Origin of the sequence: Allorhizobium sonneratiae (assembly GCF_023700755.1) — a bacterium.
Taxonomy (GTDB): domain Bacteria; phylum Pseudomonadota; class Alphaproteobacteria; order Rhizobiales; family Rhizobiaceae; genus Allorhizobium; species Allorhizobium sonneratiae.
The window spans coordinates 126,182-150,209 of the sequence record NZ_JAMKOJ010000007.1 but is presented as its reverse complement, the minus strand read 5'-3'; the positions used below and the strand labels follow the sequence as shown (position 1 = coordinate 150,209).

Genomic DNA, 24,028 nt, shown 5'->3' with positions numbered 1-24,028 from the left:
CCGCCGATCCTCACCAGCTGTCGAAAAATCCTGTCCCGGCCTTTTCCCGGATCGCCTCGCCCGCCGACCAGCCAAGGGCAAAGGCGTCACCAACACCCCCTTCTGCGGCAATGTCGTGAAAGACAGTGCCATCCGGTGTCAGGATCGTGCCGGTAAAGCCCAGGCGTTCGCCATCGGAAACGGCAAAACCGGCAATCGGCGTTCGGCAGGAACCGTCCAGCGCTGCCAGAAAGGCACGCTCGCAGGATACCGCGTCAAAAGTCGGGCGGTGATTGACGGGAGAAACCAGATCGCGCACCCGCCGGTCATCCAACCGCGCCTCGATGCAGATCGCCCCTTGTGCAGGCGCAGGCGGAAACCGCTCGAGATCGAGATATTCCGTGATCACCGCCTCCCGGTCGAGCCGTTTCAATCCCGCGACAGCCAGAAGCGTTGCATCCACCTCGCCCTCGGCAAGCTTGCGCAGACGTGTTTCCACCGCCCCACGATAGGTCACGACCTGAAGATCGGGCCGCAGCCGCCGGATCAGCGCCTGCCGTCTGAGCGATGCCGAGCCGACGACCGCGCCCTCCGGCAAATCGAGCAGTTTCGGTGCGGTCCGCCCGATCAAGGCATCGCGCATGTCTTCACGCGGCAGATAGGCGATGATACCGAGACCATCGGGCAGCGCCGTCGGCATGTCCTTGGAGGAATGCACGGCAAGATCAAGGTCACCGGAGGCAAGTTGCTGCTCCAGTTCCAGTGTGAACAGCCCCTTGCCGCCAATCTCCGCCAGCGCCCGATCCGTGACCCGGTCACCGGTGGTGGACAGGACCACGATTTCAAACATTTCGGCAGGCAGGCCATGCGCCGCCATCAGCCGGTCACGGGTTTCATGGGCCTGGGCCAGCGCCAGCGGGCTGCCGCGCGTGCCGATGCGGAAAGGTTTCGTTTGCATCTGAACTCTTCCATTGTTACCGACATTGCTCGTACCCATGTTTGACACCAACCGCAACCGATCCGAGCCCCGTTCCTGCGCCCCCATGACCTTATCCTTGACAATTCTCGGCATTGAAACCAGTTGCGACGAAACCGCCGCCGCCATCGTCACCCGCCATGCGGACGGACGCGGCGAGATTGTTTCCGACGTTGTGCTGAGCCAGCTCGACGAACACAGCGTCTATGGCGGTGTCGTGCCGGAAATTGCCGCCCGCGCCCATGTCGAGGCGCTCGATACGCTGGTGGAGGAAGCACTCGCCAAGGCCGGTCTGCGTCTCGGCGATGTCGATGCCATTGCCGCCACCGCCGGTCCTGGCCTGATCGGCGGACTGCTGGTCGGGCTGATGACCGGCAAGGCGCTGGCCCGCGTGGCGAAAAAACCGCTTTATGCCGTCAATCATCTGGAAGGCCATGCGCTAACGGCGCGGCTGACCGATGGCGTCTCCTTTCCTTATCTGATGCTGCTCGTTTCCGGTGGCCATACCCAGCTCGTTCTGGTCAAAGGGGTGGGCGATTATCAGCGCTGGGGCACCACCATCGACGATGCGCTGGGCGAGGCTTTCGACAAGACCGCCAAGCTGCTCGGCCTGCCCTATCCCGGCGGTCCCGCCGTAGAAAAGGCCGCAGCCACGGGTGACGAGCGCCGATTCAGCTTTCCCCGTCCGCTGGTCGGCGAAAAACGGCTCGACTTTTCCTTTTCCGGGCTGAAAACCGCTGTCCGACAGGCAGCCGAGGCAACCGCGCCGGTGAGCGATCAGGATATTGCCGATATCTGCGCCTCCTTCCAGCGCGCCATTGCCCGCACCATGGACGACCGGATCAGCCGTGGGCTGGAACGGTTTTCAGAGGAATTTCACGATTTTGACGGCACACCCGCCCTGATTGTTGCCGGGGGCGTTGCCGCCAATCAGGCGCTGAGATCGACACTGACCGGCCTGTGTGCACGGCACGGTTTTCGCTTCATCGCGCCGCCGCATCATCTGTGCACCGACAATGCCGCGATGATTGCCTGGGCCGGGCTCGAACGCATGGCGCTCGGCCTGCCGGCCGATGGGCTGGATGTGTCGCCGCGCTCTCGCTGGCCGCTCGATGAAAAAGCAGGCGCGCTGCTCGGTTCCGGCAAACGGGGCGCCAAGGCATGAGCACAACAAGCAGCCACATCGCCGTCATCGGCGCTGGCGCCTTCGGCACCGCCCTGGCTGCAGTTCTGGCGCAGGAGGGACGCGACCATGTGACCCTGATCGGTCGCGATGCCGCTCTGATGCACGATCTGGCGCAAAAGCGTCAGCATGAGCGGGCGCTGCCCGGGGTGAATTTGCCTGCAACATTGACGTTTTCCGCCGCGCCGCAGGCGCTGGCACGCGCCGATACCGTCCTCTTTGCCATGCCCTCGCAGGCGCAGTCCGAGGCCGCCGAAACCTATGGTCCCTTTCTTGCCGCAGAGGCCATTATCGTCACCTGTGCCAAAGGCATTGACCGGCAAAGCGCCCGGCTTCTGACGGATCTGCTCGACCGGGCCCTGCCGCATCATCCGGTTGCCGTCTTATCCGGCCCCGGTTTTGCCATGGATATTGCCCTTGGCCTGCCGACAGCCATGGCGCTGGCCGCACCGTCGATGGCGCTGGCTGAAGATCTGGCGCGGGCACTGTCCACCAGAAGCTTCCGGCTTTATGCCAGCGACGATCGCATCGGCGTGCAACTGGGAGGCGCGCTGAAAAACGTGCTGGCCATTGCCTGCGGCATTGTCGAGGGCAAGGGGCTGGGCGAATCGGCCCGCGCGGCGCTGATTTCACGCGGGCTTGCCGAAATGTCACGCCTGGTCGAGACCATGGGCGGCCATGCGGAAACGGTGCGCGGCCTGTCCGGTCTCGGCGATCTGGTGCTGACCGGCACCAGCCATCAATCGCGCAATCTGCGCTACGGCATCGGCCTTGGCCGCGGTGACGCCGCAGCCACGCAAGGGGCGCTGGTGGAGGGGGCCTTTGCCGCTGCCGTGGCCGCCCGCCTTGCCGAACATCACCACATCGATATGCCGGTCACCCGGGCGGTGGCCGACATTATCGACGGCGTGCTTGACATCGATCACGCCGTACAGGCTCTCATGACCCGTCCGATCACCAAGGAATAGGAGTTGTCTCCATGATTTTTGCCGTTATCTGCAATGACAAGCCCAACCATCTCGATCTGAGGATGGCGACCCGCCCACCCCATGTCGAATGGCTGAACGGGCTGAACGCCAATGGCACCTTGAAAATCGGCGGTCCTTTTCTCGATGCAAACGGCAAGCCCTGCGGCTCCATGCTGCTGATTGCCGCCGAGACGCTGGAAGACGCAAAGGCAATTGCCGCTGAAGACCCCTATGCCAAGGCCGGGCTGTTTGAAACCGTGGACATCCGGCCCTATAACTGGGTCTTCAACAATCCCGAGGCGTGATCCTTCATGGCATTCTGGCTCTATAAATCCGAACCCTTCAAATTTTCCTGGGAGATGCTGAAGGCCAAAGGCGAAGCCGGCGAACAATGGGACGGGGTGCGCAATTACCTCGCCCGCAACAATATGCGGGCGATGCAGCTCGGCGACAAGGGCTTCTTCTACCATTCGAACGAGGGTCTGGAAGTGGTCGGCATTACCGAGGTTGCAGCGCTCGCCCATCCCGATTCGACCACGGACGACCCGCGCTGGGAATGTGTCGATATCCGCGCCGTCTGCGACATGCCAAAACCGGTGAGCCTGAAAGATGTGAAGGCCAATCCGAAACTGGCCAATATGTCGCTCGTCACCTCCATGCGGCTTTCGGTGCAGCCGGTGACCGAAGAGGAATATCTCGAGGTCTGCCGCATGGGCGGCCTTGATAATCCGCCGCGTTAAGATGACAGCGACACGCGACCCGGAAGGCTTCATCCGCGCCAATACCGCGCTGATCGCACCGCCGCATGTGCCGGAAATTTCGCTGCATCTGGCCAGCGAAGTGCATGATCTATGGCTGAAGACCGAAGAAGAACTGGCAGACATCGGCCTGCCGCCGCCCTTCTGGGCCTTTGCCTGGGCAGGCGGGCAGGGTCTTGCCCGCCACATTCTCAATCATCCCGATCTCGTGCGTGGCAAGCGGGTGATCGATTTCGCCAGCGGCTCCGGTCTGGTGGGTATTGCCGCGAAAATGGCGGGTGCCGCCCATGTCACCGCTGTCGATATCGACCCCTTCAGTGCAACCGCCATACGGCTGAATGCGCAGGCAAACCGCGTCGAGATCGACTGCCGCTCAGAAGACCTGATCGGCCAGAGACCCGATGCCGATCTGCTGCTGGCAGGCGATGTCTTCTATGACAAGAGCTTTTCTGACCGGCTGAAAGACTGGTTCACGGCCCTGACCCGCGATCACATCTTGGTGATCGTCGGAGACCCCGGCCGCTCCTACTGCCCGAAAGAGCAGATGACGGAGCTTGGCTCTTATGCCGTGCCGGTCACACGGGTTCTGGAAGACGCAGAGGTCAAGCACACCACCGTCTGGCAATTCACTGGTTAAATCAAAGTATTTTCAATGGGATGGGCGCAGGACGCACACACCATATGCGTCTTCGCAGTGGCGGTCTTCCATCAGGCTTGCCACATCAATCACCGTGGCTTTCGGCGCCAGAACCGCCTGATCCGCAGCGGCAGGCTCGTCACAGCCAAAGGCTGAAACCGGCACGACATAAGTGCCGCCCTTCACCCGAAATCCGATGATCGAATTGCCAGCACCATGATGGGAAGACGAAATTCTCACCACGGAATTGCCGGCAAATGCCGGAACTGCACCGGCAAAACCCGGCAGGATTGCTGCGGCGAAAACCAGAATTCTTTTGACGGCAGACAACGGCAGGGACATCACGGTTTTTCCCGCAACAAGAGTATGGTTAATGAAAGATTAACCTCTTTTTTGCGAAAATCAATCTGCCTGACGCCTATCCTATCGTTTTTCTTAAGGAATTCTCCCTAACCTCCCAGCCGGACGCTCTTGAGCCGCACCGCACAATGCCAATCGATTAAAATAACACTGGTTGGCAAAACTGCCTTGTCCTTGATCAATGAGGCGATTAAAGGTCCAAGATGACGCACTGCACTGCGCAAAGTTGCGCCCTATATCAGCGTGGGGGCCCAAAAGTGGTCCGCACAGAAACGCCGTGAGGACGAGATGGCGAATGTGACAAAACAACGGCCTTTGTCGCCGCATCTGCAAATCTACAAATTCATCCCGACGATGGCGATGTCCATCATCCACCGCATTACCGGCGGCGCTCTTTATGTCGGCACGCTGCTGGTCGCCTGGTGGCTGATCGCAGCATCGGTCGGGGCGGATTATTACAATTACGTGTCCTGGTTCATGGGCACTTTTATCGGCAGGATCGTGCTGTTCGGCTTCAGCTGGGCGCTGATCCATCACATGCTGGGCGGAATGCGCCATTTCATGTGGGACCTTGGCTATGGGCTGGAAAAGCATTTCAACACCCGTCTCGCCAAGGGGCTCATTGTTGTTTCCGCCGGTCTGACCGTTCTGGTCTGGATCGTCGCGCTGATCATTCGCTAAGGAGGCCCTCATGGATATGCGCACCCCTCTCGGCAAGGTTCGCGGCCTCGGCTCCGCCAAGGACGGCACGGAACATTTCTGGCGTCAGCGCCTGACAGCCGTGGCCAATGTGCCGCTTCTGCTGTTCTTCATCTTCTTCATGCTGATCTATGCAGGCGCCCCCTATGAGGACGTCGTCTCGGCGCTGTCCCATCCGGTTGTTGCCGTGATTATGGGCCTCGTCGTCATCTCATCGCTGATCCATATGAAGATCGGCATGCAGGAAATCATTTCGGACTATGTGCATGCGGAAATCCCGCGCATGATCGTCCTGATGCTCAACACATTTTTCGTGACGCTGGTTGGCGGGCTCTGTCTTTTCGCCATCCTGAAGATCGCGTTTGTAGGATAAGACCATGGCATCGACAGCTTCTTCCGCACAAAACGGTCCTGCCCAGTCGGGCAAAGCCTATACCTATGTTGACCACGCCTATGACGTGGTTGTTGTCGGGGCCGGCGGCGCAGGCCTGCGCGCCACACTCGGCATGGCCGAACAGGGCTTCAAGACCGCCTGCATCACCAAGGTTTTCCCCACCCGCTCCCACACGGTTGCAGCCCAGGGCGGCATTGCCGCCTCGCTGACCAACATGACGCCTGACTGCTGGCAGTGGCATCTTTACGACACCGTCAAAGGCTCCGACTGGCTCGGCGACGTCGACGCCATGCAGTATCTCGCCATGGAAGCGCCCAAGGCCGTCTATGAGCTGGAACATTACGGCGTGCCCTTCTCCCGCAATGAGGAAGGCAAGATCTATCAGCGTCCCTTCGGCGGTCACATGCAGAATTACGGCGAAGGCCCGCCGGTACAGCGCACCTGTGCTGCCGCCGACCGAACCGGCCACGCCATTCTGCACACGCTCTATGGTCAGTCGCTGAAGCACAATGCCGAATTCTTCATCGAATATTTCGCCCTCGACCTGATCATGTCGGATGATGGCCGCTGCACCGGGGTTGTTGCCTGGAACCTCGATGACGGCACCATTCACCGCTTCACCGCCAAGATGGTGGTGCTGGCAACCGGCGGATATGGCCGCGCCTATTTCTCCGCCACCTCGGCCCATACCTGCACCGGCGACGGTGGCGGCATGGTTGCCCGCGCCGGACTGCCGCTTCAGGACATGGAATTCGTTCAGTTCCACCCGACCGGCATCTATGGCGCAGGCTGTCTGATCACCGAAGGCGCGCGCGGCGAAGGCGGCTATCTGGTCAATTCCGAAGGCGAGCGCTTCATGGAGCGTTACGCGCCTTCCGCCAAGGATCTTGCCTCGCGTGACGTCGTCTCGCGCTGCATGACCATGGAAATCCGCGAAGGTCGCGGCGTTGGCAAGAACAAGGATCACATCTTCCTGCATCTTGACCATCTCGATCCGGCGGTTCTGCATGAGCGCCTGCCGGGCATTTCCGAAAGTGCGCGGATTTTTGCCGGCGTCGACGTGACCCGCGAGCCGATCCCGGTTCTGCCGACGGTGCATTACAATATGGGCGGCATCCCGACCAACTATTGGGGTGAGGTGCTCAATGCCGACAGCCAGAACCCGGAACGTATTGCCCCCGGCCTGATGGCTGTGGGCGAAGCCGGTTGCGCCTCGGTGCACGGGGCAAACCGCCTTGGCTCCAACTCGCTGATCGACCTCGTGGTCTTTGGCCGCGCCGCCGCCATCCGCGCCGCCGAAGTCATCGACCGTGCATCACCGATCCCGGCCCTGAATACGGCTGCCTGCGACCGGATCATGGACCGGTTCGACGCCATCCGCCATGCAAAGGGATCGACGCCGACCGCCGTGCTGCGCGACAAGATGCAGCGCGCCATGCAGGAAGACGCAGCCGTCTTCCGTACGCAGGAATCGCTCGAAAGCGGCTGCCAGCGGCTCTCGGCCATCTGGAGTGAAATGAAGGACATCAAGGTCTCCGACCGCTCGATGATCTGGAATTCCGATCTGGTCGAAACGCTGGAACTGCACAATCTGATGCCGAACGCCATCACTACGGTCTTCGGGGCGGAAGCCCGCAAGGAAAGCCGCGGCGCGCATGCCCGCGAAGACTACAAGGACGGTCCTTTCGCCGGTCGCGACGATGAAAACTGGCGCAAGCATACACTCGCCTGGGTCAGCGAGGCTGGTGAAGTGAAGCTGGATTACCGTCCGGTTCACACCGAGCTGATCGCAGACGGCATCGATCCGAAGAAGATCGCGCCCAAGGCCCGCGTCTACTGATTTGAGGATAAAAACATGGTTGAACTCGCTCTACCTAAGAATTCTCAGGTCAAGCCCGGCAAGGTCTGGCCGAAACCGGCAGGCGCCAAGAACCTGCGCGAATACCGCATCTATCGCTGGAGCCCGGATGATGGCGACAATCCCAGCATCGACACCTATTATGTCGATACGGACGATTGCGGCCCGATGGTGCTGGACGCCCTGCTCTACATCAAGAACAAGATCGATCCGACCCTGACCTTCCGTCGTTCCTGCCGCGAAGGCATTTGCGGCTCCTGCGCCATGAATATCGACGGCACCAACACGCTGGCCTGCACCAAGGGCATGGATGAGGTCAACGGCACGGTGAAGATCTATCCGCTGCCGCATATGCCGGTGGTCAAGGATCTTGTGCCGGATCTGACCAATTTCTACGCCCAGCACCGTTCAATTGAGCCCTGGCTGAAAACGGTCTCGCCGACACCGGCCAAGGAATGGAAGCAGAGCCATGAGGACCGCCTGAAGCTTGACGGTCTTTATGAATGCATTCTCTGCGCCTGCTGCTCGACCTCCTGTCCGAGTTACTGGTGGAACGGCGACCGTTATCTCGGTCCCGCCGTTCTGCTGCAGGCCTATCGCTGGCTGATCGATTCCAGAGACGAGGCCAAGGGTGAACGTCTCGACAATCTGGAAGATCCCTTCCGGCTTTACCGTTGCCACACCATCATGAACTGCGCGCAGGCCTGTCCGAAGGGTCTCAATCCGGCAAAGGCCATTGCCGAGATCAAGAAGATGATGGTTGAGCGCCGCCTCTGATCGGCCCTGTCGCCGCCAGCCCTGTTGCAAATCAAAAGGCTGGCGGCTCACAAAATTTTGAGGCAAAAGCGCACCATCCTGATACAGTCTTTTCTGTTTCAGGCAGTGCTTTTGCCTTATTTCCTTGATTTGGTCCTGGTCTTGACGCTAATTTTTTCCCGTTCACGGCACAGGCTTTCAAAAATCAGGCAACCGGGAGTATGAAAATGAAACTGAAACTTGCGGCGACGGGCTTGTTTGTCATCATGGCGTTGACCGGCTGCCAGCGGACGTCAAGCGATTACGGTTCATCTTCATTGCCGCCTCTGGCAGCGCAGCCTGTTCCCAATGTTCAGTCCAGCCAGTTGCCGCCTCCAGGCGCTTCATCATCGCAGTTTCCCACAGCACCTGCCACACAGCAGCAATCTGCAGCCTTGACACCGAATGCCGGAGCCCCGGCCACGGCTCAGGATTTCACCAAGGATCAGCTGGTCGGTAGCTGGCATGTGACAAGCGGCGCGACAAGCTGCGATATGTTCCTGACGCTGACCAATCTCGGTGGCGGTTCGCGCGGCGGCACACGAGGCTGCGTCGGCCCGCTGACCACAATGGGCGCTTGGGATGTGGCCAACAAGCAATTGCAGCTCAAAGATCGTGACGGAAATGTCATCGGCACGCTCTACAAGATGGCCGATAACAATTTTTCTGGTACGACCAGCGCCGGTCAGCCGATCAGCCTGAGCCGGTAATCGACTCATGCCGATGTATATCCCGTCGCTACCCGTCAACGGGGCGGCGGACGCAAAGACGCAACAGGAATAAGCAAAGAGATGCCAGAACCCCAAAAAGGTCTGGCTTTTCTTTTGAGAATGACCTTTCACCTGTCGATCATGCCGGAGTTACAGAATGCCGATCGTGCCTGCTTATGGTTCAAGCGTCCGCGAGGAATTGCAGGCTCTTACACAGTCCGGTGCATTGATGTCCGATCCGGCGCAAATGATGGTGGCCGATCATCTCGACCGCATCCTGCTCGATCTCAAGGCTCAGAAACCGGCGCGCAAGTCGTCGGCGCTTGGCTGGATTTTTGCCAAGCGCCGCTCTGAAACCTCCCCTGTTCAGGGTCTTTACGTGCATGGCAGCGTCGGGCGCGGCAAGACCATGCTGATGGACCTGTTCTTCAAACTCGCCCCGATCGAGAAAAAGCGACGAGCGCATTTTCACGAATTCATGGCGGATGTGCATAGCCGTATTCATGCCCATCGGCAAAAACTCAAGGCCGGGGAGACCAAACAGGCCGATCCCGTGCCCCCTGTGGCCGAACAACTTTGCGATGAGGCCACCCTTCTGTGTTTCGATGAGTTTACCGTCACCGATATTGCCGATGCGATGATCCTGTCGCGACTGTTTACGGAACTGTTTGCCCGCGGCTGCATTCTGGTGGCAACCTCCAATGTCGAACCGGACAATCTTTACCCGGACGGACTCAATCGAGGCCTGTTCGTGCCGTTTATCGGGTTGCTGAAACAGCATGTCGAGGTTTTGTCACTCGATTCCCCTCGCGACTATCGGCTGGAAAAAATGCAACGCCTGCCGGTCTATCTGTCGCCGCTGACGCCGCAAACGGAACGAGAGATGGATCATGCATGGCAGGTTCTGACCCAGGGCAAACCGGAACAGCCTATGGACATACCGATGAAAGGCCGCTCCATCACCGTTCCCCGCAGCGTTGACCGTATCGCCCGGTTCAGCTTTCGCGATCTGTGCGAACAGCCGCTTGGAGCCAGCGATTTCATCGCCATCGCCAATCGTTTCGACACGCTGTTCGTTGACCGCATTCCTCTGCTTGGCCCGGCAAAGCGCAATGAGACCAAGCGCTTCATCATTTTGATCGACACGCTCTACGACCATCATATCCGTCTGCATGCCAGTGCCGCTGCTGAGCCGGAGGCCCTGCTCACCGAGAAAAAGGGTACGGAAGGCTTCGAGTTCGACCGAACGGCATCGCGCCTTTTCGAGATGCGCAGCGCCGACTATCTCGGCGAAAAGATGCAGGAGCACTGAAGTGTGAAGAATTCGTGACTTAAATTCTTACCTTTACGTAAGAAAATTATAGTCTAACCGATTGAAAAATATAATAACGCAAATATTGTTTGCGTTTTTTTGCCTATCAGGCTATGCGAGAGACCCAAGGGCGGGCCTCCTTAAGCGAGTGCGTGCCTTGAGTTTGGATCGAAAAGGAAGCACTTCAATGGCGCGCAAAAAGATCGCACTTATTGGTTCTGGCATGATCGGTGGCACACTGGCGCATCTCGCCGGCCTGAAGGAACTGGGCGACATCGTCTTGTTCGACATCGCAGACGGCGTACCGCAGGGTAAAGGTCTCGACATCGCCCAGTCATCGCCGGTCGAAGGCTTCAACGCGAAGCTGTCCGGCGCTTCCGATTACGCCGCCATTGAAGGCGCAGACGTGTGCATCGTCACCGCAGGCGTTCCGCGCAAGCCCGGCATGAGCCGCGACGACCTGCTCGGCATCAACCTGAAGGTCATGGAACAGGTGGGTGCCGGCATCAAGCAATATGCCCCGAACGCCTTCGTCATCTGCATCACCAACCCGCTCGACGCCATGGTCTGGGCCTTGCAGAAGTTTTCCGGTCTTCCGGCCAACAAGGTTGTCGGCATGGCCGGCGTTCTCGATAGCGCCCGTTTCCGCCTGTTCCTCGCCGAGGAATTCAACGTTTCCGTCCAGGATGTCACCGCGTTCGTTCTCGGCGGCCACGGCGACACCATGGTGCCGCTCGCCCGTTACTCCACCGTCGGCGGCATTCCGTTGCCCGATCTGGTCAAGATGGGCTGGACCACCCAGGAAAAGCTCGACCAGATCATCCAGCGTACCCGTGATGGCGGTGCTGAAATCGTCGGCCTCCTGAAGACCGGTTCTGCTTATTATGCGCCTGCCGCCTCCGCCATCGAGATGGCTGAGTCCTACCTCAAGGACAAGAAGCGCGTCCTGCCCTGCGCCGCACATCTGACCGGCCAGTATGGCGTCAACAACATGTATGTCGGCGTGCCGACCGTGATTGGTGCCGATGGTGTTGAACGCATCATCGAAATCGAACTGAACGGCGATGAAAAAGCCGGCTTCGAGAAGTCCGTCGGCGCTGTTGCCGGCCTCTGCGAAGCCTGCGCCACCATTGCCCCGGCTCTGAAATAATTCCTCACGCGCACACTGGCGAAGGCTGGAAACGGCCTTCGCCAGTGTTTGACGTTTATGTTTCAATCTAAGGCCCAACGATAGGACCAGACGATGAATATCCATGAATACCAGGCCAAGGCTCTTCTGAAGGGCTATGGCGCACCGGTCGCTGAAGGTGTCGCGATCCTCTCCGCTGATGAAGCTGCAGATGCGGCGAAAAAGCTGCCCGGCCCGCTTTACGTGGTCAAGAGCCAGATCCATGCTGGCGGTCGCGGCAAGGGCAAGTTCAAGGAACTCGGCCCCGATGCCAAGGGTGGCGTTCGTCTGGCAAAATCCATCGACGAAGTCGTGGCCCACGCCAAGGACATGCTCGGCAACACACTCGTGACCGCCCAGACCGGTGAAGCCGGCAAGCAGGTCAACCGTCTCTACATCGAAGACGGCGCCGATATTGCCCGCGAACTCTACTGCTCGCTGCTGGTCGACCGTTCTGTTGGCCGCGTCGCTTTCGTCGTCTCCACCGAAGGCGGCATGGACATCGAAGCCGTTGCCCATGACACACCGGAAAAGATCCACACCATCGCGATCGACCCGGAAACCGGCGTCACCGCTGAAAATGTGGCGAAGATCTCTGCCGCGCTCGCGCTCGACGGTGTGGCTCTGGAAGACGCCAAGTCGCTTTTCCCGGCGCTCTACAAGGCCTTCAACGAGAAGGACATGGCGCTTCTGGAAATCAACCCGCTGATCGTCATGACCAATGGCCATCTGCGCGTTCTCGACGCCAAGGTTTCCTTTGACGGCAATGCGCTGTTCCGTCACGACGACGTCCGCGCCCTGCGCGACGAGACGGAAGAGGATTCCAAGGAAATCGAAGCCTCCAAGTGGGATCTGGCCTACGTTGCCCTCGACGGCAATATCGGCTGCATGGTCAACGGCGCCGGTCTCGCCATGGCGACGATGGACATCATCAAGCTTTACGGCAAGGAGCCGGCAAACTTCTGCGACGTCGGCGGCGGCGCCGGCAAGGAGAAGGTTGCGGCAGCCTTCAAGATCATCACCGCCGACCCGAAGGTTGAGGGCATCCTCGTCAACATCTTCGGCGGCATCATGAAGTGCGACGTTATCGCCGAAGGCGTGATCGCAGCCGTCAAGGAAGTCGGCCTCAAGGTTCCGCTGGTCGTGCGTCTGGAAGGCACCAATGTCGAACTGGGCAAGAAGCTTCTGAACGAATCCGGCCTTGCCATCACGGCTGCCGACGATCTGGACGACGCTGCCAAGAAAATCGTTGCGGCGATCAACGGCTAATTTGAGGGACCGCAAGATATGTCGATTCTCGTCAACAAGAACACAAAGGTCCTCGTACAGGGCCTGACCGGCAAGACCGGAACTTTCCACACCGAACAGGCGCTGGCCTATTACGGCACGCAGATGGTCGGCGGTATTCACCCTAAGAAGGGTGGCGAAAACTGGACCGGCTCCAAGGGCGAAACCCTGCCGATCTTTGCAACTGTTGCAGAAGCCAAGGAAAAGACCGGTGCCGACGCATCCGTGATCTATGTTCCGCCGGCGGGTGCAGCAGACGCCATCATTGAGGCGATTGACGCGGAAATTCCCTTCATCACCTGCATCACCGAAGGCATTCCGGTGATGGACATGGTCCGCGTCAAGGCCAGGCTGGAAAAATCCAAGTCGCGCCTGCTCGGCCCCAATTGCCCGGGCATCCTGACACCGGAAGAATGCAAGATCGGCATTATGCCGGGCTCCATCTTCCGCAAGGGTTCGGTCGGCATCGTCTCGCGCTCCGGCACGCTGACCTATGAAGCCGTGTTCCAGACCTCGAATGAAGGTCTTGGCCAGACCACGGCTGTCGGCATCGGCGGCGATCCGGTCAAGGGCACGGAATTCATCGACGTGCTGGAAATGTTCCTCGCCGACGAAGCCACGACCTCGATCATCATGATCGGTGAAATCGGCGGTTCGGCGGAAGAAGACGCCGCCCAGTTCCTGATCGACGAAGCCAAGAAGGGCCGCAAGAAGCCGATGGCCGGCTTCATCGCAGGCCGAACCGCGCCGAAGGGCCGCACCATGGGTCATGCCGGTGCTGTGGTGTCCGGTGGCAAGGGTGATGCCGAATCCAAGATCGCGGCCATGGAAGCCGCCGGCATCAAGGTGTCGCCGTCCCCGGCCCGTCTTGGCAAGACGCTGGTTGAAGTCCTGAAGGGCTGAACGACCTGATGAAAAGACAGGCGGGTATAAAATGCCCGCCTGTAACGACGATTTTGACACCGGCGCGCTTTGGCGCACAACCGTCGAAATGACATGATGGAACAGATCTCCATCCACCAGCGACGCGCAAGCCTCGGCTGGAATATGCGTAAAGCCGAAAATTCGGTATGACCACAAGTCGGGAGGCGGGCTTTGGAGCCCGCAGAAAACCATGGCAAGGCAAGAAGCCAACGAGCAGTTTCAGATCACGTCCTTCCTCGACGGATCGAACGCGATCTATATCGAGCAGCTTTATGCGCGCTACGAAGAAGATCCAAATTCGGTCTCCGCTGAATGGCAGGCTTTCTTCAAGGCGCTGGGAGACAATCCCGCCGATGTAAAGAAGGCTGCAAGCGGCGCCTCCTGGAAAAAGAAAAACTGGCCGATGACGCCCAACGGTGAACTCGTTTCCGCGCTTGATGGAAACTGGGGTCAGGTCGAAAAGGCCATCGAAAAGAAGGTCAAGGACAAGGCTGAGGCTCAGGCCGCCACAACCGGCAAGCCGGTCTCCGAGACGGAAGTGTTGCAGGCGACCCGCGACAGCGTGCGCGCCATCATGATGATCCGCGCCTATCGCATGCGCGGCCATCTGCATGCCAAGCTCGACCCCCTCGGCATTGCGACGGCGGTTGAAGACTATAACGAACTGTCGCCGAGCAATTACGGCTTCACCGAAGCCGATTACGGCCGCAAGATCTTCATCGATAATGTTCTGGGTCTGGAATATGCCACGATCCCGGAAATGATCGACATTCTCGAGCGGACCTATTGCACCACGCTCGGCGTCGAATTCATGCATATCTCCAATCCGGAGGAAAAGGCCTGGATTCAGGAGCGCATCGAAGGCCCGGACAAGGGCGTCGATTTTACCGCCGAAGGCAAGAAGGCCATCCTCTCCAAGCTGATCGAGGCCGAAGGTTTCGAGCAGTTCATCGATGTGAAATACAAGGGCACCAAGCGTTTCGGCCTCGATGGCGGTGAATCGCTGATCCCGGCGCTTGAACAGATCATCAAGCGCGGCGGTCAGGACGGGCTGGAAGAAGTCGTGCTCGGCATGGCCCATCGCGGTCGTCTCAACGTTTTGACCAATGTGATGCACAAGCCGCATCGCGCCGTCTTCCACGAATTCAAGGGCGGCTCCTTCAAGCCCGACGAAGTCGAAGGCTCCGGCGACGTGAAATATCACCTCGGCGCCTCTTCCGACCGCGAGTTTGATGGCAACAAGGTGCATCTGTCTTTGACGGCCAATCCGTCACATCTGGAAATCGTCAACCCGGTGGTCATGGGCAAGGCCCGCGCCAAGCAGGACCAGCTCGCCAAGGTCTGGGAAGGCGACGTGATCCCGCTGAAGGAACGCGCCAAGGTTCTGCCACTCTTGATCCATGGCGATGCTGCCTTTGCCGGTCAGGGCGTCGTGGCGGAAATTCTCGGCCTCTCCGGCCTGCGCGGCCACCGCGTGGCCGGTACCATGCATTTCATCATCAACAACCAGATCGGTTTCACCACCAATCCGGCCTTCTCGCGCTCCTCGCCCTATCCCTCGGATGTGGCCAAGATGATCGAAGCGCCAATCTTCCACGTCAATGGCGATGATCCGGAAGCCGTGGTCTATGCTGCCAAGGTCGCTACCGAATTCCGCATGAAATTCCACAAGCCGGTGGTCGTGGACATGTTCTGCTATCGCCGCTTCGGCCATAATGAAGGCGATGAACCGTCCTTCACCCAGCCGAAGATGTACAAGGAAATCCGCGCGCACAAGACCGTCGTCCAGCTTTATGCCGACCGTCTGATCGCCGAAGGCCTGCTGAGCGAAGCCGAATTCGAAAAGATGCGGGCCGACTGGCGTGCAAATCTGGAGCAGGAATTCGAGGCCGGTCAGGCATACAAGCCGAACAAGGCCGATTGGCTGGACGGCGCATGGTCCGGTCTGCGCACCGCTGACAATGCCGATGAGCAGCGCCGTGGCAAGACTGCCGTGCCGATGAAGACGCTGAAGGAGATCGGTCGCAAGCTCTCCACTATTCCCGAAGGCTTCAAGGCACACCGCACCATCCAGCGCTTCATGGAAAACCGTGCCCAGATGGTCGAGACCGGCGAAGGCATCGACTGGGCCATGGCCGAAGCTTTCGCCTTCGGCTCGCTGGTTCTCGAAGGCCACAAAATCCGTCTCTCCGGTCAGGATTGCGAACGCGGCACCTTCTCGCAGCGCCATTCGGTGCTCTACGATCAGGAAACCGAAGAGCGCTACATTCCGCTTGCCAATCTCGCCCCGAACCAGGCCCGCTACGAGGTCATCAATTCGATGCTCTCGGAAGAGGCCGTGCTCGGCTTCGAATATGGCTATTCGCTGGCCCGTCCGAATGCACTGACGCTGTGGGAAGCCCAGTTCGGCGACTTCGCCAACGGCGCTCAGGTGGTCTTCGACCAGTTCATCTCCTCGGGTGAGCGCAAGTGGCTCAGAATGTCCGGTCTCGTCTGCCTTCTGCCGCATGGCTATGAAGGTCAGGGCCCGGAACATTCCTCCGCCCGTCTGGAGCGCTGGCTGCAGATGTGCGCCGAAGACAATATGCAGGTTGCCAACTGCACGACGCCGGCCAACTATTTCCACATCCTGCGTCGCCAGATGAAGCGCGATTTCCGCAAGCCGCTGATCCTGATGACGCCGAAATCGCTGCTGCGTCACAAGCGCGCCCAGTCCACTCTGGCCGACATGGCGGGCGAAAGCTCGTTCCACCGTCTGCTGTGGGACGATGCGGAAATGATCAAGGACGGCCCGATCAAGCTGCAGAAGGATGCCAAGATCCGCCGCGTCGTCATGTGCACCGGCAAGGTCTATTACGATCTGCTGGAAGAGCGCGAAAAGCGCGGCATCGACGACATCTACCTGCTGCGTATCGAACAGCTCTATCCGTTCCCGGCCAAGGCACTGATCAACGAACTGTCCCGCTTCCGCAATGCGGAGATGGTCTGGTGCCAGGAAGAGCCGAAGAACATGGGGGCATGGTCCTTCATCGATCCTTATCTGGAATGGGTTCTCGCCCATATCGACGCCAAGTATCAGCGCGTGCGCTATACCGGCCGTCCGGCCGCTGCCTCTCCGGCAACCGGCCTGATGTCCAAGCACATCGCGCAGCTTGAAGCCTTCCTGGAAGACGCCCTGGGCGGCTGATGCCGCCCGCCACACTCTTCGCCCGAAACGCCCTAAGATCAATGGAATCCTCATTATGGCCACTGAAATCCGCGTCCCCACCCTGGGAGAATCCGTCAGCGAAGCCACGGTCGGCACCTGGTTCAAGAAGGTAGGCGATGTCGTCAAGGCTGACGAGCCGCTCGTTGAACTCGAAACCGACAAGGTCACGGTGGAAGTTCCCTGCCCCGCCTCCGGTGTTCTGACCGAAATCGTCGCCCAGAACGGTGAAACCGTCGGCCTCGGCGCCCTGCTCGGCCAGATCGCCGAAGGCGCTTCCGCCGGTGCATCGGCTCCCGCCGCCGCAGCGCCTGCCCCTGCTGCTGCCGCTCCGGCTGCCCCCGCCGCTCAGCCCGCAGCATCGGCTTCCATGCCGGCCGCCCCGGCAGCTGCCAAACTTGCCGCCGACAACAACATCAACACTGCCGATGTCGATGGCTCCGGCAAGCGCGGCCAGGTGCTGAAGGGCGACGTTCTCGCCGCCATCTCCAAGGGCACGACCGCTGCCGCTCCGGCACCGGCTGCCGCCGCCCGTCCGGCCTCGTCTGCCGACGATCAGGTGCGTGAAGAGCGCGTCAAGATGACCCGCCTGCGCCAGACCATCGCCAAGCGCCTGAAGGACGCCCAGAACACCGCCGCCATGCTGACCACCTATAACGAGGTGGACATGAAGGCAGTGATGGACCTGCGCACCAAGTACAAGGACATCTTCGAGAAGAAGCATGGCGTGAAGATGGGCTTCATGGGCTTCTTCACAAAGGCCGTCACCCACGCGCTGAAGGAACTGCCCGCCGTCAACGCTGAAATCGACGGCACGGACATCATCTACAAGAACTACTGCCATATCGGCATGGCTGTCGGCACGGACAAGGGCCTCGTGGTTCCAGTGATCCGCGATGCCGACCAGCTGTCGATTGCCGGCGTCGAGAAGGAACTCGGCCGTCTTGCCAAGGCAGCCCGCGACGGCAACCTCTCCATGGCCGATATGCAGGGAGGCACCTTCACCATCACCAATGGCGGTGTCTATGGCTCGCTGATGTCCTCGCCGATCCTGAATGCACCGCAGTCCGGCATTCTCGGCATGCACAAGATCCAGGAGCGTCCGGTCGTGGTTGGCGGTCAGATCGTCATCCGTCCGATGATGTATCTGGCGCTGTCCTATGACCACCGCATCGTTGACGGCAAGGAAGCCGTCACCTTCCTCGTGCGGGTCAAGGAAAGCCTGGAAGATCCGGAACGTCTGGTTCTCGATCTCTGATCCGGCTATTTGTCTTTCGTCAGCGGCGTGCAATTCACCGCCGCTGACGTCAACCGGGGAGCCTTCCAATGCAGCCGAGTTTTTTTGCCGCCTCGCCCATGCTGCCGCTGATTGGCATCAGCATCGTTCTTCTCGTCGTTCATATTCTGCTGCAGGGCATGACCGCCACGCGGGAACTGGGAACGACGTGGAATGCCGGCCCCCGTGACGGCGACCGCAAGCCGGAAGGAAAGCTCGCAGGCCGCGCTGCCCGCGCCTCGATGAATTTCCGTGAAACCTATCCTGCTTTTCTCGCCCTTGCCTTTGGTGTCATTCTGGCAGGCGATCCCTCAGGTCTGGCCCGCATGGGCGCCTGGCTGTGGCTGGCAGCCCGTCTGCTCTATATCCCGCTTTATCTCACCGGCATTCCTTATATTCGCTCACTCGTCTGGGTCGCCTCTATGCTGGGCCTCGCCATGATGTTTATTGTGCTGATGTTTTAACCATAAGGGGAATCGGAGCCATGCATCCTTATCTGATCGAACTTGCCTCGCTAATGGCGATTTTTTCCTTCGCCATCGTGTCACCCGGCGCAGACCTTGCCATGGTCATGCGCCAGTCGATCCTGCATGGCCGCCGGTCTGCCATCATCACCAGTTTCGGCATCGGCACCTCGCTGATGTTTCATGTCACCTATACCATTCTTGGCCTTGGACTGATCATTTCCCAGTCGATCTATCTGTTCAACATCGTCAAATGGTGCGGTGTGGCCTATCTGATCTATATCGGCATCAAGGCATTGCGCGCCGGCAAGGCGGACATGTCGGTAAAGCCCGAAAGCCCGGCTGAAGCGCGCAAGGTGCAGTCTTCGGCCAAGGCCTTCGGTCTCGGTTTTGCCGCCAATGCGCTCAATCCCAAGCCGGTCTTCTTCTTCCTGTCGATCTTCTCCACCGTGGTCAGCGTTCATACGCCGATGATGGTGAAGTTCGGCTATGGACTGGTCATGGCCAGCTGCCTGATCGCCTGGTTCATCGGCGTCAGCGTCTTCATGACCACACCGAAAATGCGCGCTGCCTTCTCCCGCGCCAGCCAGTGGATCGATCGGGCAAGCGGCGCGGTCTTCATTCTGCTTGGCCTGAAGCTGGCAACGGAAAAGGCAAGCTGAGCTTTCTCCCATTCGGGCGCAGTCTTGCGCCCGCTGAATTTGCCGCTGTCCGCTGCGACAGCGGTACCAAGACAAAGGAACGACTGAAATGGCTTATGATCTTGTGGTAATCGGCTCCGGCCCCGGCGGTTATGTCTGCGCCATCAAGGCGGCGCAGCTGGGCATGAAGGTGGCCGTGGTCGAAAAGCGCGCCACCTATGGCGGCACCTGCCTCAATGTTGGCTGCATTCCGTCCAAGGCGCTGCTGCATGCCTCGGAAATGTTTGCCCACGCCGCCCATGGCATGGCCGATCTCGGCGTCGAGGTTGCCGCCCCCAAGCTCAACCTTGAAAAGATGATGGGCCACAAGGACAGCGTGGTGAAAGCCAATGTCGAGGGCGTCGCCTTCCTGTTCAAGAAGAACAAGATCGACGGCATTCAGGGCACCGGCAAGATCCTTGCCGCAGGCAAAGTCTCCGTCACCAATGACAAGGGCGAGGAACAGGTTCTCGAAACGAAGAACATCGTCATTGCCACCGGCTCCGAAGTCGCAGGCATCCCGGGCGTTGCCGTCGATATCGACGAAAAGGTCATCGTCTCCTCCACCGGCGGCATTGCACTCGACAAGGTGCCGGGCAAGATGATCGTCGTCGGTGGCGGCGTCATCGGTCTCGAACTCGGCTCGGTCTGGTCGCGTCTTGGCGCCAAGGTCACGGTGGTCGAATATCTCGACACTATTCTCGGCGGCATGGACGGCGAAGTGTCGAAGCAGTTCCAGCGCATGCTGGCCAAGCAGGGCATGGAGTTCAATCTCGGCGCCAAGGTCACGGCTGTCGAAAAGGCAGGCGCTGGCGCCAAGGTCACCTTCGAGCCTGTCAAGGGCGGTGAAGCCCAGACGCTGGAGGCCGATGTCGTGCTGGTCGCCACCGGCCGCAAACCCTATACCGCAGGCCTTGGCCTTGAAGAGGCGGGTGTTGCGCTCGACAATCGCGGTCGTGTCGAAATCGACGGCCATTTCCGCACCAATGTCGCTGGCATCTACGCCATCGGCGACGTGGTCAAGGGTCCGATGCTCGCACACAAGGCCGAGGATGAGGGCGTGGCGCTTGCCGAAATCCTCGCCGGTCAGCATGGGCATGTGAATTACGACGTCATTCCCGGCGTTGTTTACACCCAGCCGGAAGTCGCCTCCGTCGGCAAAACGGAAGAGGAACTCAAGGCCGCAGGCATTGCCTACAAGGCTGGTAAATTCCCCTTCACCGCCAATGGCCGCGCTCGCGCCATGCAGGTGACGGACGGTTTCGTCAAGGTTCTGGCCGACAAGGAGACCGACCGGGTGTTGGGCGTGCATATCGTTGGCTTCGGCGCTGGCGAAATGATCCACGAAGCTGCCGTGCTGATGGAATTCGGCGGGTCTTCCGAAGATCTCGGCCGCACCTGCCATGCCCATCCGACCATGTCGGAAGCGGTGAAGGAAGCGGCACTCGCCACCTTCTTCAAGCCGATCCATATGTAAGCAAAGCAAAGGGGCTGGCTTTAAATCGCGCCAGCCCTTCCATACACGCTACGATTAAAAACGCGCCTGATCATGTCAGGCGCGTTTTTTATGCACACGGCAACGATAACCGGACTGAAAAAGACAAGTATTATATTTACGTAATATTGAAATTCCACATTTCGCCAAACGTATAATTGTGCAAAATGCAGGTGAAGCAGCGTCTAGTCCGGTAACCGGATGGGATCGCCGCAGAACTGGTTTTCACAGGCGGGTTCATTTTCATTCGCTCGGGACAGGACCTTCATCGACCCCCATATTCAGCCTGTTGACAGGTTTTTCTTCTTCTGTCGCCCGATCGAGAACAGATAAAAGGACTTTTCAAAATGGCTTCGACGCCGGTCACAGGCTATACATTTGCTCAGCGCGCCGTACATTGGCTGATGGCGCTTTTGATTTTCTTCAATCTGCTCTTTTCCGACGGCATGGAACACTGGAACAGGCTTGTTCGTCATGGCGAAACGGTTACAGCCAATGACATCGCCAGTGCCAATATTCATGCCTATGTCGGCATTGCCATTCTGCTGCTGTTTTTTGTGCGTCTAGCCATGCGTCTCAGTTACGGCGCACCGGACGCCCCTGAGGAAGAGCCGCCCCTGATCCAGCTCGGTGCGAAGATCGCCCATTACACGCTTTATCTGCTGTTCCTGATCATGCCGCTGTCCGGCATCGCGAAATATTATTTCGGCTTGTCGCTACCGGGAGAACTGCATGGCGGCATTTTCAAAGTGGCGCTTTGGGCGCTGATCGTCGCCCACATCCTCGGTGCCATGGTCCATCAATTCTACTGGAAGACCAATGTGCTGGCGCGCATGACCACCGGCGTCAAATCGTAAGCCAAGGCTGTCGTGATCGTGCATTCATCTGATCACGAGAATAAAGCTTGCCAGCTTGGTAACCCCGAGAAACTTGGCTGAAGGGCATAAAGGAAATCATCCAAAGACAGAAACCTGTGCCTGAAGGAGGCAACAACCAAAGCCTCCTTCTCAAGGCGCAAGGTTCTGTCATTTTATTTCAACCTTTCTGTCAAAACAGGAAAAGGCTATCATCACGTCACCAGGGCCGATCGGCCCTGTTTTGCGCAAAGATCAGCCTATCTCTTGACTTTGACCGGATTTTGCTGTTTATCGCGCCAATCTGCGACGAGACATGACTCCGAGCCACCGACCGGGACCCCTTGTGGTATAAACAGATCCCGGAGGTCAACACCCGACAGCGCGATGCGCCCTCGGGTGGTTTTTGGCTTTGCATCTTGTTTTTGCCGCCGCAAGAGACGAGATTTCAGTGTCACCGCTGAAATCGATGAAGGAAGATCAGATGTTTGAAAACCTCCAGGACCGCCTTGGCTCCATTCTGAATGGACTGACCGGCCGTGGCTCGCTGTCGGAGGCGGATGTCTCGGCGGCGCTGCGGGAGGTTCGTCGCGCCCTGCTGGAAGCCGATGTCGCGCTGGAAGTGGTGCGCAGCTTCACCGACCGGGTGCGTGAAAAGGCGGTTGGCGCTGCGGTTCTCAAATCGATCAAGCCCGGCCAGATGGTCGTCAAGATCGTCCATGACGAGCTTGTCGAGATGCTGGGTGCCGAAGGCGTTTCCATCGATCTTCATGCACCGGCTCCGGTCGTGATCATGATGGTCGGCCTGCAGGGCTCGGGTAAAACCACCACCACCGGCAAAATCGCCAAGCGGCTGAGCGAGCGCGAGCGCAAAAAGGTGCTGATGGCCTCACTCGACACGCGCCGCCCCGCCGCGCAGGAGCAGTTGCGCCAGCTTGGTGTGCAGACCGGCATTGATACGCTGCCGATCATTGCCGGGCAGTCGCCGACGGATATCGCTTCGCGCGCCGTGCAGGCGGCAAAGCTCGGCGGTCATGATGTGGTGATCCTCGATACGGCTGGCCGCACGCATATCGACGAGCCGCTGATGGTCGAAATGGCCGACATCCGGAAAAAGGCCAATCCCCATGAAATCCTGCTGGTCGCCGATGCGCTGACCGGTCAGGACGCCGTCAATCTTGCCCGCAATTTCGATGAGCGCGTCGGCATTACCGGTCTTGTTCTGACCCGTATGGATGGCGATGGCCGTGGTGGTGCGGCACTTTCCATGCGCGCCGTCACCGGCAAACCGATCAAGCTGATCGGGGTTGGCGAAAAGATGACGGAGCTGGATGAATTTCATCCACGCCGCATCGCAGACCGCATTCTCGGCATGGGTGATATCGTTTCGCTGGTCGAAAGGGCTGCCGAAACCATCGATGCCGAAAAAGCCAAAGCCATGGCCGAGAAGATGGCCAAGGGCAAGTTCGACCTCGACGATCTGGCCGAACAGCTGAAGCAGATGCAGAAAATGGGTGGCATGGGTGGCATTATGGGCCTGATGCCGGGCATGGCTGGCATGAAGGACAAGATGGCTGCCGCTGGCCTCGACGACCGCCTGTTCAAGCGCCAGCTCGCCATCATTTCTTCGATGACCAAGGCCGAGCGCGCCAATCCCGACATTCTGAAACATTCGCGCAAGAAGCGCATTGCCGCAGGCTCCGGCACGGATGCCAGCGACATCAACAAGCTTTTGAAAATGCACCGCCAGATGGCCGACATGATGAAAATGATGGGCGGCAAGAAGGGTGGCGGCATGATGAAGCAGATGATGGGCGGCCTTGCCGGAAAAATGGGGCTGGGCGGCGGTATGCCGGATCTCACCAATATGGACCCGAAACAGCTTGAAGCGCTGGCCAAGCAGGCGGAAGCAGCAGGCATCAAGCCGCCTTCGGGATTTGGTGGTGGTATGGGCGGCGGTCTTCCCGGTTTGGGTGGTGGAAAACTGCCAGGACTTGGGGGAGGTTTGTCAGGCCTTCCCGGCCTACCGAAAAAAAAGTGAGGATG

General features: G+C 59.3%; 23 protein-coding genes. 21 read left to right on the top strand and 2 right to left on the bottom strand.

Features of this window, described 5'->3' with window-relative positions; all coding sequences use genetic code 11:
• Positions 1-10: 10 nt before the first annotated feature.
• Entirely contained in the window at positions 11-937 is a 927-nt protein-coding gene (hemC, locus tag NAC44_RS13985) for a hydroxymethylbilane synthase (RefSeq protein WP_250941708.1), read from the bottom strand.
• 85 nt (positions 938-1,022) lie between these two features.
• Here hemC and tsaD point away from each other — a divergent pair, with 85 nt between their 5' ends.
• From tsaD to NAC44_RS13960, 5 genes are read left to right on the top strand one after another with little or no spacing between them, the layout of a single operon-like run.
• The gene (gene tsaD / locus NAC44_RS13980; RefSeq protein ID WP_250941706.1) at positions 1,023-2,120 is read left to right on the top strand and encodes a tRNA (adenosine(37)-N6)-threonylcarbamoyltransferase complex transferase subunit TsaD; all 1,098 of its coding nucleotides are present in this window, start codon (positions 1,023-1,025) and stop codon (positions 2,118-2,120) included.
• Entirely contained in the window at positions 2,117-3,106 is a 990-nt protein-coding gene (locus NAC44_RS13975; RefSeq protein ID WP_250941704.1) for an NAD(P)H-dependent glycerol-3-phosphate dehydrogenase, read from the top strand. The genes tsaD and NAC44_RS13975 overlap by 4 nt, the downstream gene beginning before the upstream one ends.
• Positions 3,107-3,117: 11 nt before the next feature.
• Positions 3,118-3,411: a YciI-like protein gene (locus tag NAC44_RS13970; protein WP_250941702.1), complete on the top strand. Its 294-nt coding sequence runs from the start codon at positions 3,118-3,120 to the stop codon at positions 3,409-3,411.
• 6 nt (positions 3,412-3,417) lie between these two features.
• Positions 3,418-3,846, top strand: a complete 429-nt coding sequence (locus tag NAC44_RS13965; protein WP_250941700.1) for an EVE domain-containing protein — start codon at positions 3,418-3,420, stop codon at positions 3,844-3,846.
• A gap of 1 nt (position 3,847) precedes the next feature.
• Entirely contained in the window at positions 3,848-4,501 is a 654-nt protein-coding gene (locus NAC44_RS13960; RefSeq protein ID WP_250941699.1) for a class I SAM-dependent methyltransferase, read from the top strand.
• A 12-nt stretch (positions 4,502-4,513) separates the two neighbouring features.
• Here the strand turns inward: NAC44_RS13960 and NAC44_RS13955 are convergent, their stop codons facing one another.
• Complete coding sequence (locus tag NAC44_RS13955) at positions 4,514-4,843, bottom strand: hypothetical protein (RefSeq protein WP_250941697.1); 330 nt, start codon at positions 4,841-4,843, stop codon at positions 4,514-4,516.
• A 306-nt stretch (positions 4,844-5,149) separates the two neighbouring features.
• Here NAC44_RS13955 and sdhC point away from each other — a divergent pair, with 306 nt between their 5' ends.
• The 16 genes from sdhC (at position 5,150) to ffh (ending at position 24,023) form a co-directional block, all read left to right on the top strand.
• Positions 5,150-5,542 (top strand): succinate dehydrogenase, cytochrome b556 subunit, encoded by a 393-nt coding sequence (sdhC, locus tag NAC44_RS13950; RefSeq protein ID WP_250941695.1) that lies wholly within the window; start codon positions 5,150-5,152, stop codon positions 5,540-5,542.
• A 10-nt stretch (positions 5,543-5,552) separates the two neighbouring features.
• On the top strand, positions 5,553-5,933 hold the full coding sequence (gene sdhD / locus NAC44_RS13945) for a succinate dehydrogenase, hydrophobic membrane anchor protein (protein WP_250941693.1): 381 nt from the start codon (positions 5,553-5,555) through the stop codon (positions 5,931-5,933).
• A gap of 4 nt (positions 5,934-5,937) precedes the next feature.
• Positions 5,938-7,794, top strand: coding sequence for a succinate dehydrogenase flavoprotein subunit (gene sdhA / locus NAC44_RS13940; RefSeq protein ID WP_250941691.1), 1,857 nt, complete (start codon positions 5,938-5,940; stop codon positions 7,792-7,794).
• Positions 7,795-7,809: 15 nt separating this feature from the next.
• On the top strand, positions 7,810-8,589 hold the full coding sequence (locus NAC44_RS13935) for a succinate dehydrogenase iron-sulfur subunit (protein ID WP_250941689.1): 780 nt from the start codon (positions 7,810-7,812) through the stop codon (positions 8,587-8,589).
• 206 nt (positions 8,590-8,795) lie between these two features.
• Positions 8,796-9,317, top strand: a complete 522-nt coding sequence (locus tag NAC44_RS13930) for a protease inhibitor Inh/omp19 family protein (protein ID WP_250941687.1) — start codon at positions 8,796-8,798, stop codon at positions 9,315-9,317.
• 157 nt (positions 9,318-9,474) lie between these two features.
• Complete coding sequence (gene zapE / locus NAC44_RS13925; protein WP_250941685.1) at positions 9,475-10,629, top strand: cell division protein ZapE; 1,155 nt, start codon at positions 9,475-9,477, stop codon at positions 10,627-10,629.
• Between the two features lie 187 nt (positions 10,630-10,816).
• Positions 10,817-11,779, top strand: a complete 963-nt coding sequence (mdh, locus tag NAC44_RS13920) for a malate dehydrogenase (protein ID WP_250941683.1) — start codon at positions 10,817-10,819, stop codon at positions 11,777-11,779.
• A 93-nt stretch (positions 11,780-11,872) separates the two neighbouring features.
• Positions 11,873-13,066: an ADP-forming succinate--CoA ligase subunit beta gene (gene sucC / locus NAC44_RS13915; RefSeq protein ID WP_250941681.1), complete on the top strand. Its 1,194-nt coding sequence runs from the start codon at positions 11,873-11,875 to the stop codon at positions 13,064-13,066.
• Between the two features lie 18 nt (positions 13,067-13,084).
• Positions 13,085-13,987, top strand: a complete 903-nt coding sequence (gene sucD, locus NAC44_RS13910; RefSeq protein ID WP_250941680.1) for a succinate--CoA ligase subunit alpha — start codon at positions 13,085-13,087, stop codon at positions 13,985-13,987.
• 211 nt (positions 13,988-14,198) lie between these two features.
• Positions 14,199-17,195 carry a 2-oxoglutarate dehydrogenase E1 component gene (locus tag NAC44_RS13905; RefSeq protein WP_250941679.1) on the top strand — a complete coding sequence of 999 codons (2,997 nt, stop codon included), beginning with the start codon at positions 14,199-14,201 and terminating at the stop codon, positions 17,193-17,195.
• A gap of 55 nt (positions 17,196-17,250) precedes the next feature.
• Positions 17,251-18,471 carry a 2-oxoglutarate dehydrogenase complex dihydrolipoyllysine-residue succinyltransferase gene (gene odhB / locus NAC44_RS13900; RefSeq protein WP_250941678.1) on the top strand — a complete coding sequence of 407 codons (1,221 nt, stop codon included), beginning with the start codon at positions 17,251-17,253 and terminating at the stop codon, positions 18,469-18,471.
• A gap of 68 nt (positions 18,472-18,539) precedes the next feature.
• Positions 18,540-18,953 (top strand): MAPEG family protein, encoded by a 414-nt coding sequence (locus tag NAC44_RS13895; protein ID WP_250941677.1) that lies wholly within the window; start codon positions 18,540-18,542, stop codon positions 18,951-18,953.
• Positions 18,954-18,973: 20 nt separating this feature from the next.
• On the top strand, positions 18,974-19,615 hold the full coding sequence (locus NAC44_RS13890; protein ID WP_250941676.1) for a LysE family translocator: 642 nt from the start codon (positions 18,974-18,976) through the stop codon (positions 19,613-19,615).
• Between the two features lie 88 nt (positions 19,616-19,703).
• Positions 19,704-21,110 carry a dihydrolipoyl dehydrogenase gene (gene lpdA, locus NAC44_RS13885; protein WP_250941675.1) on the top strand — a complete coding sequence of 469 codons (1,407 nt, stop codon included), beginning with the start codon at positions 19,704-19,706 and terminating at the stop codon, positions 21,108-21,110.
• Positions 21,111-21,475: 365 nt separating this feature from the next.
• Positions 21,476-21,985: a cytochrome b gene (locus NAC44_RS13880; protein ID WP_250941674.1), complete on the top strand. Its 510-nt coding sequence runs from the start codon at positions 21,476-21,478 to the stop codon at positions 21,983-21,985.
• 481 nt (positions 21,986-22,466) lie between these two features.
• Positions 22,467-24,023 (top strand): signal recognition particle protein, encoded by a 1,557-nt coding sequence (ffh, locus tag NAC44_RS13870; RefSeq protein ID WP_250941673.1) that lies wholly within the window; start codon positions 22,467-22,469, stop codon positions 24,021-24,023.
• Positions 24,024-24,028 lie beyond the last annotated feature (5 nt).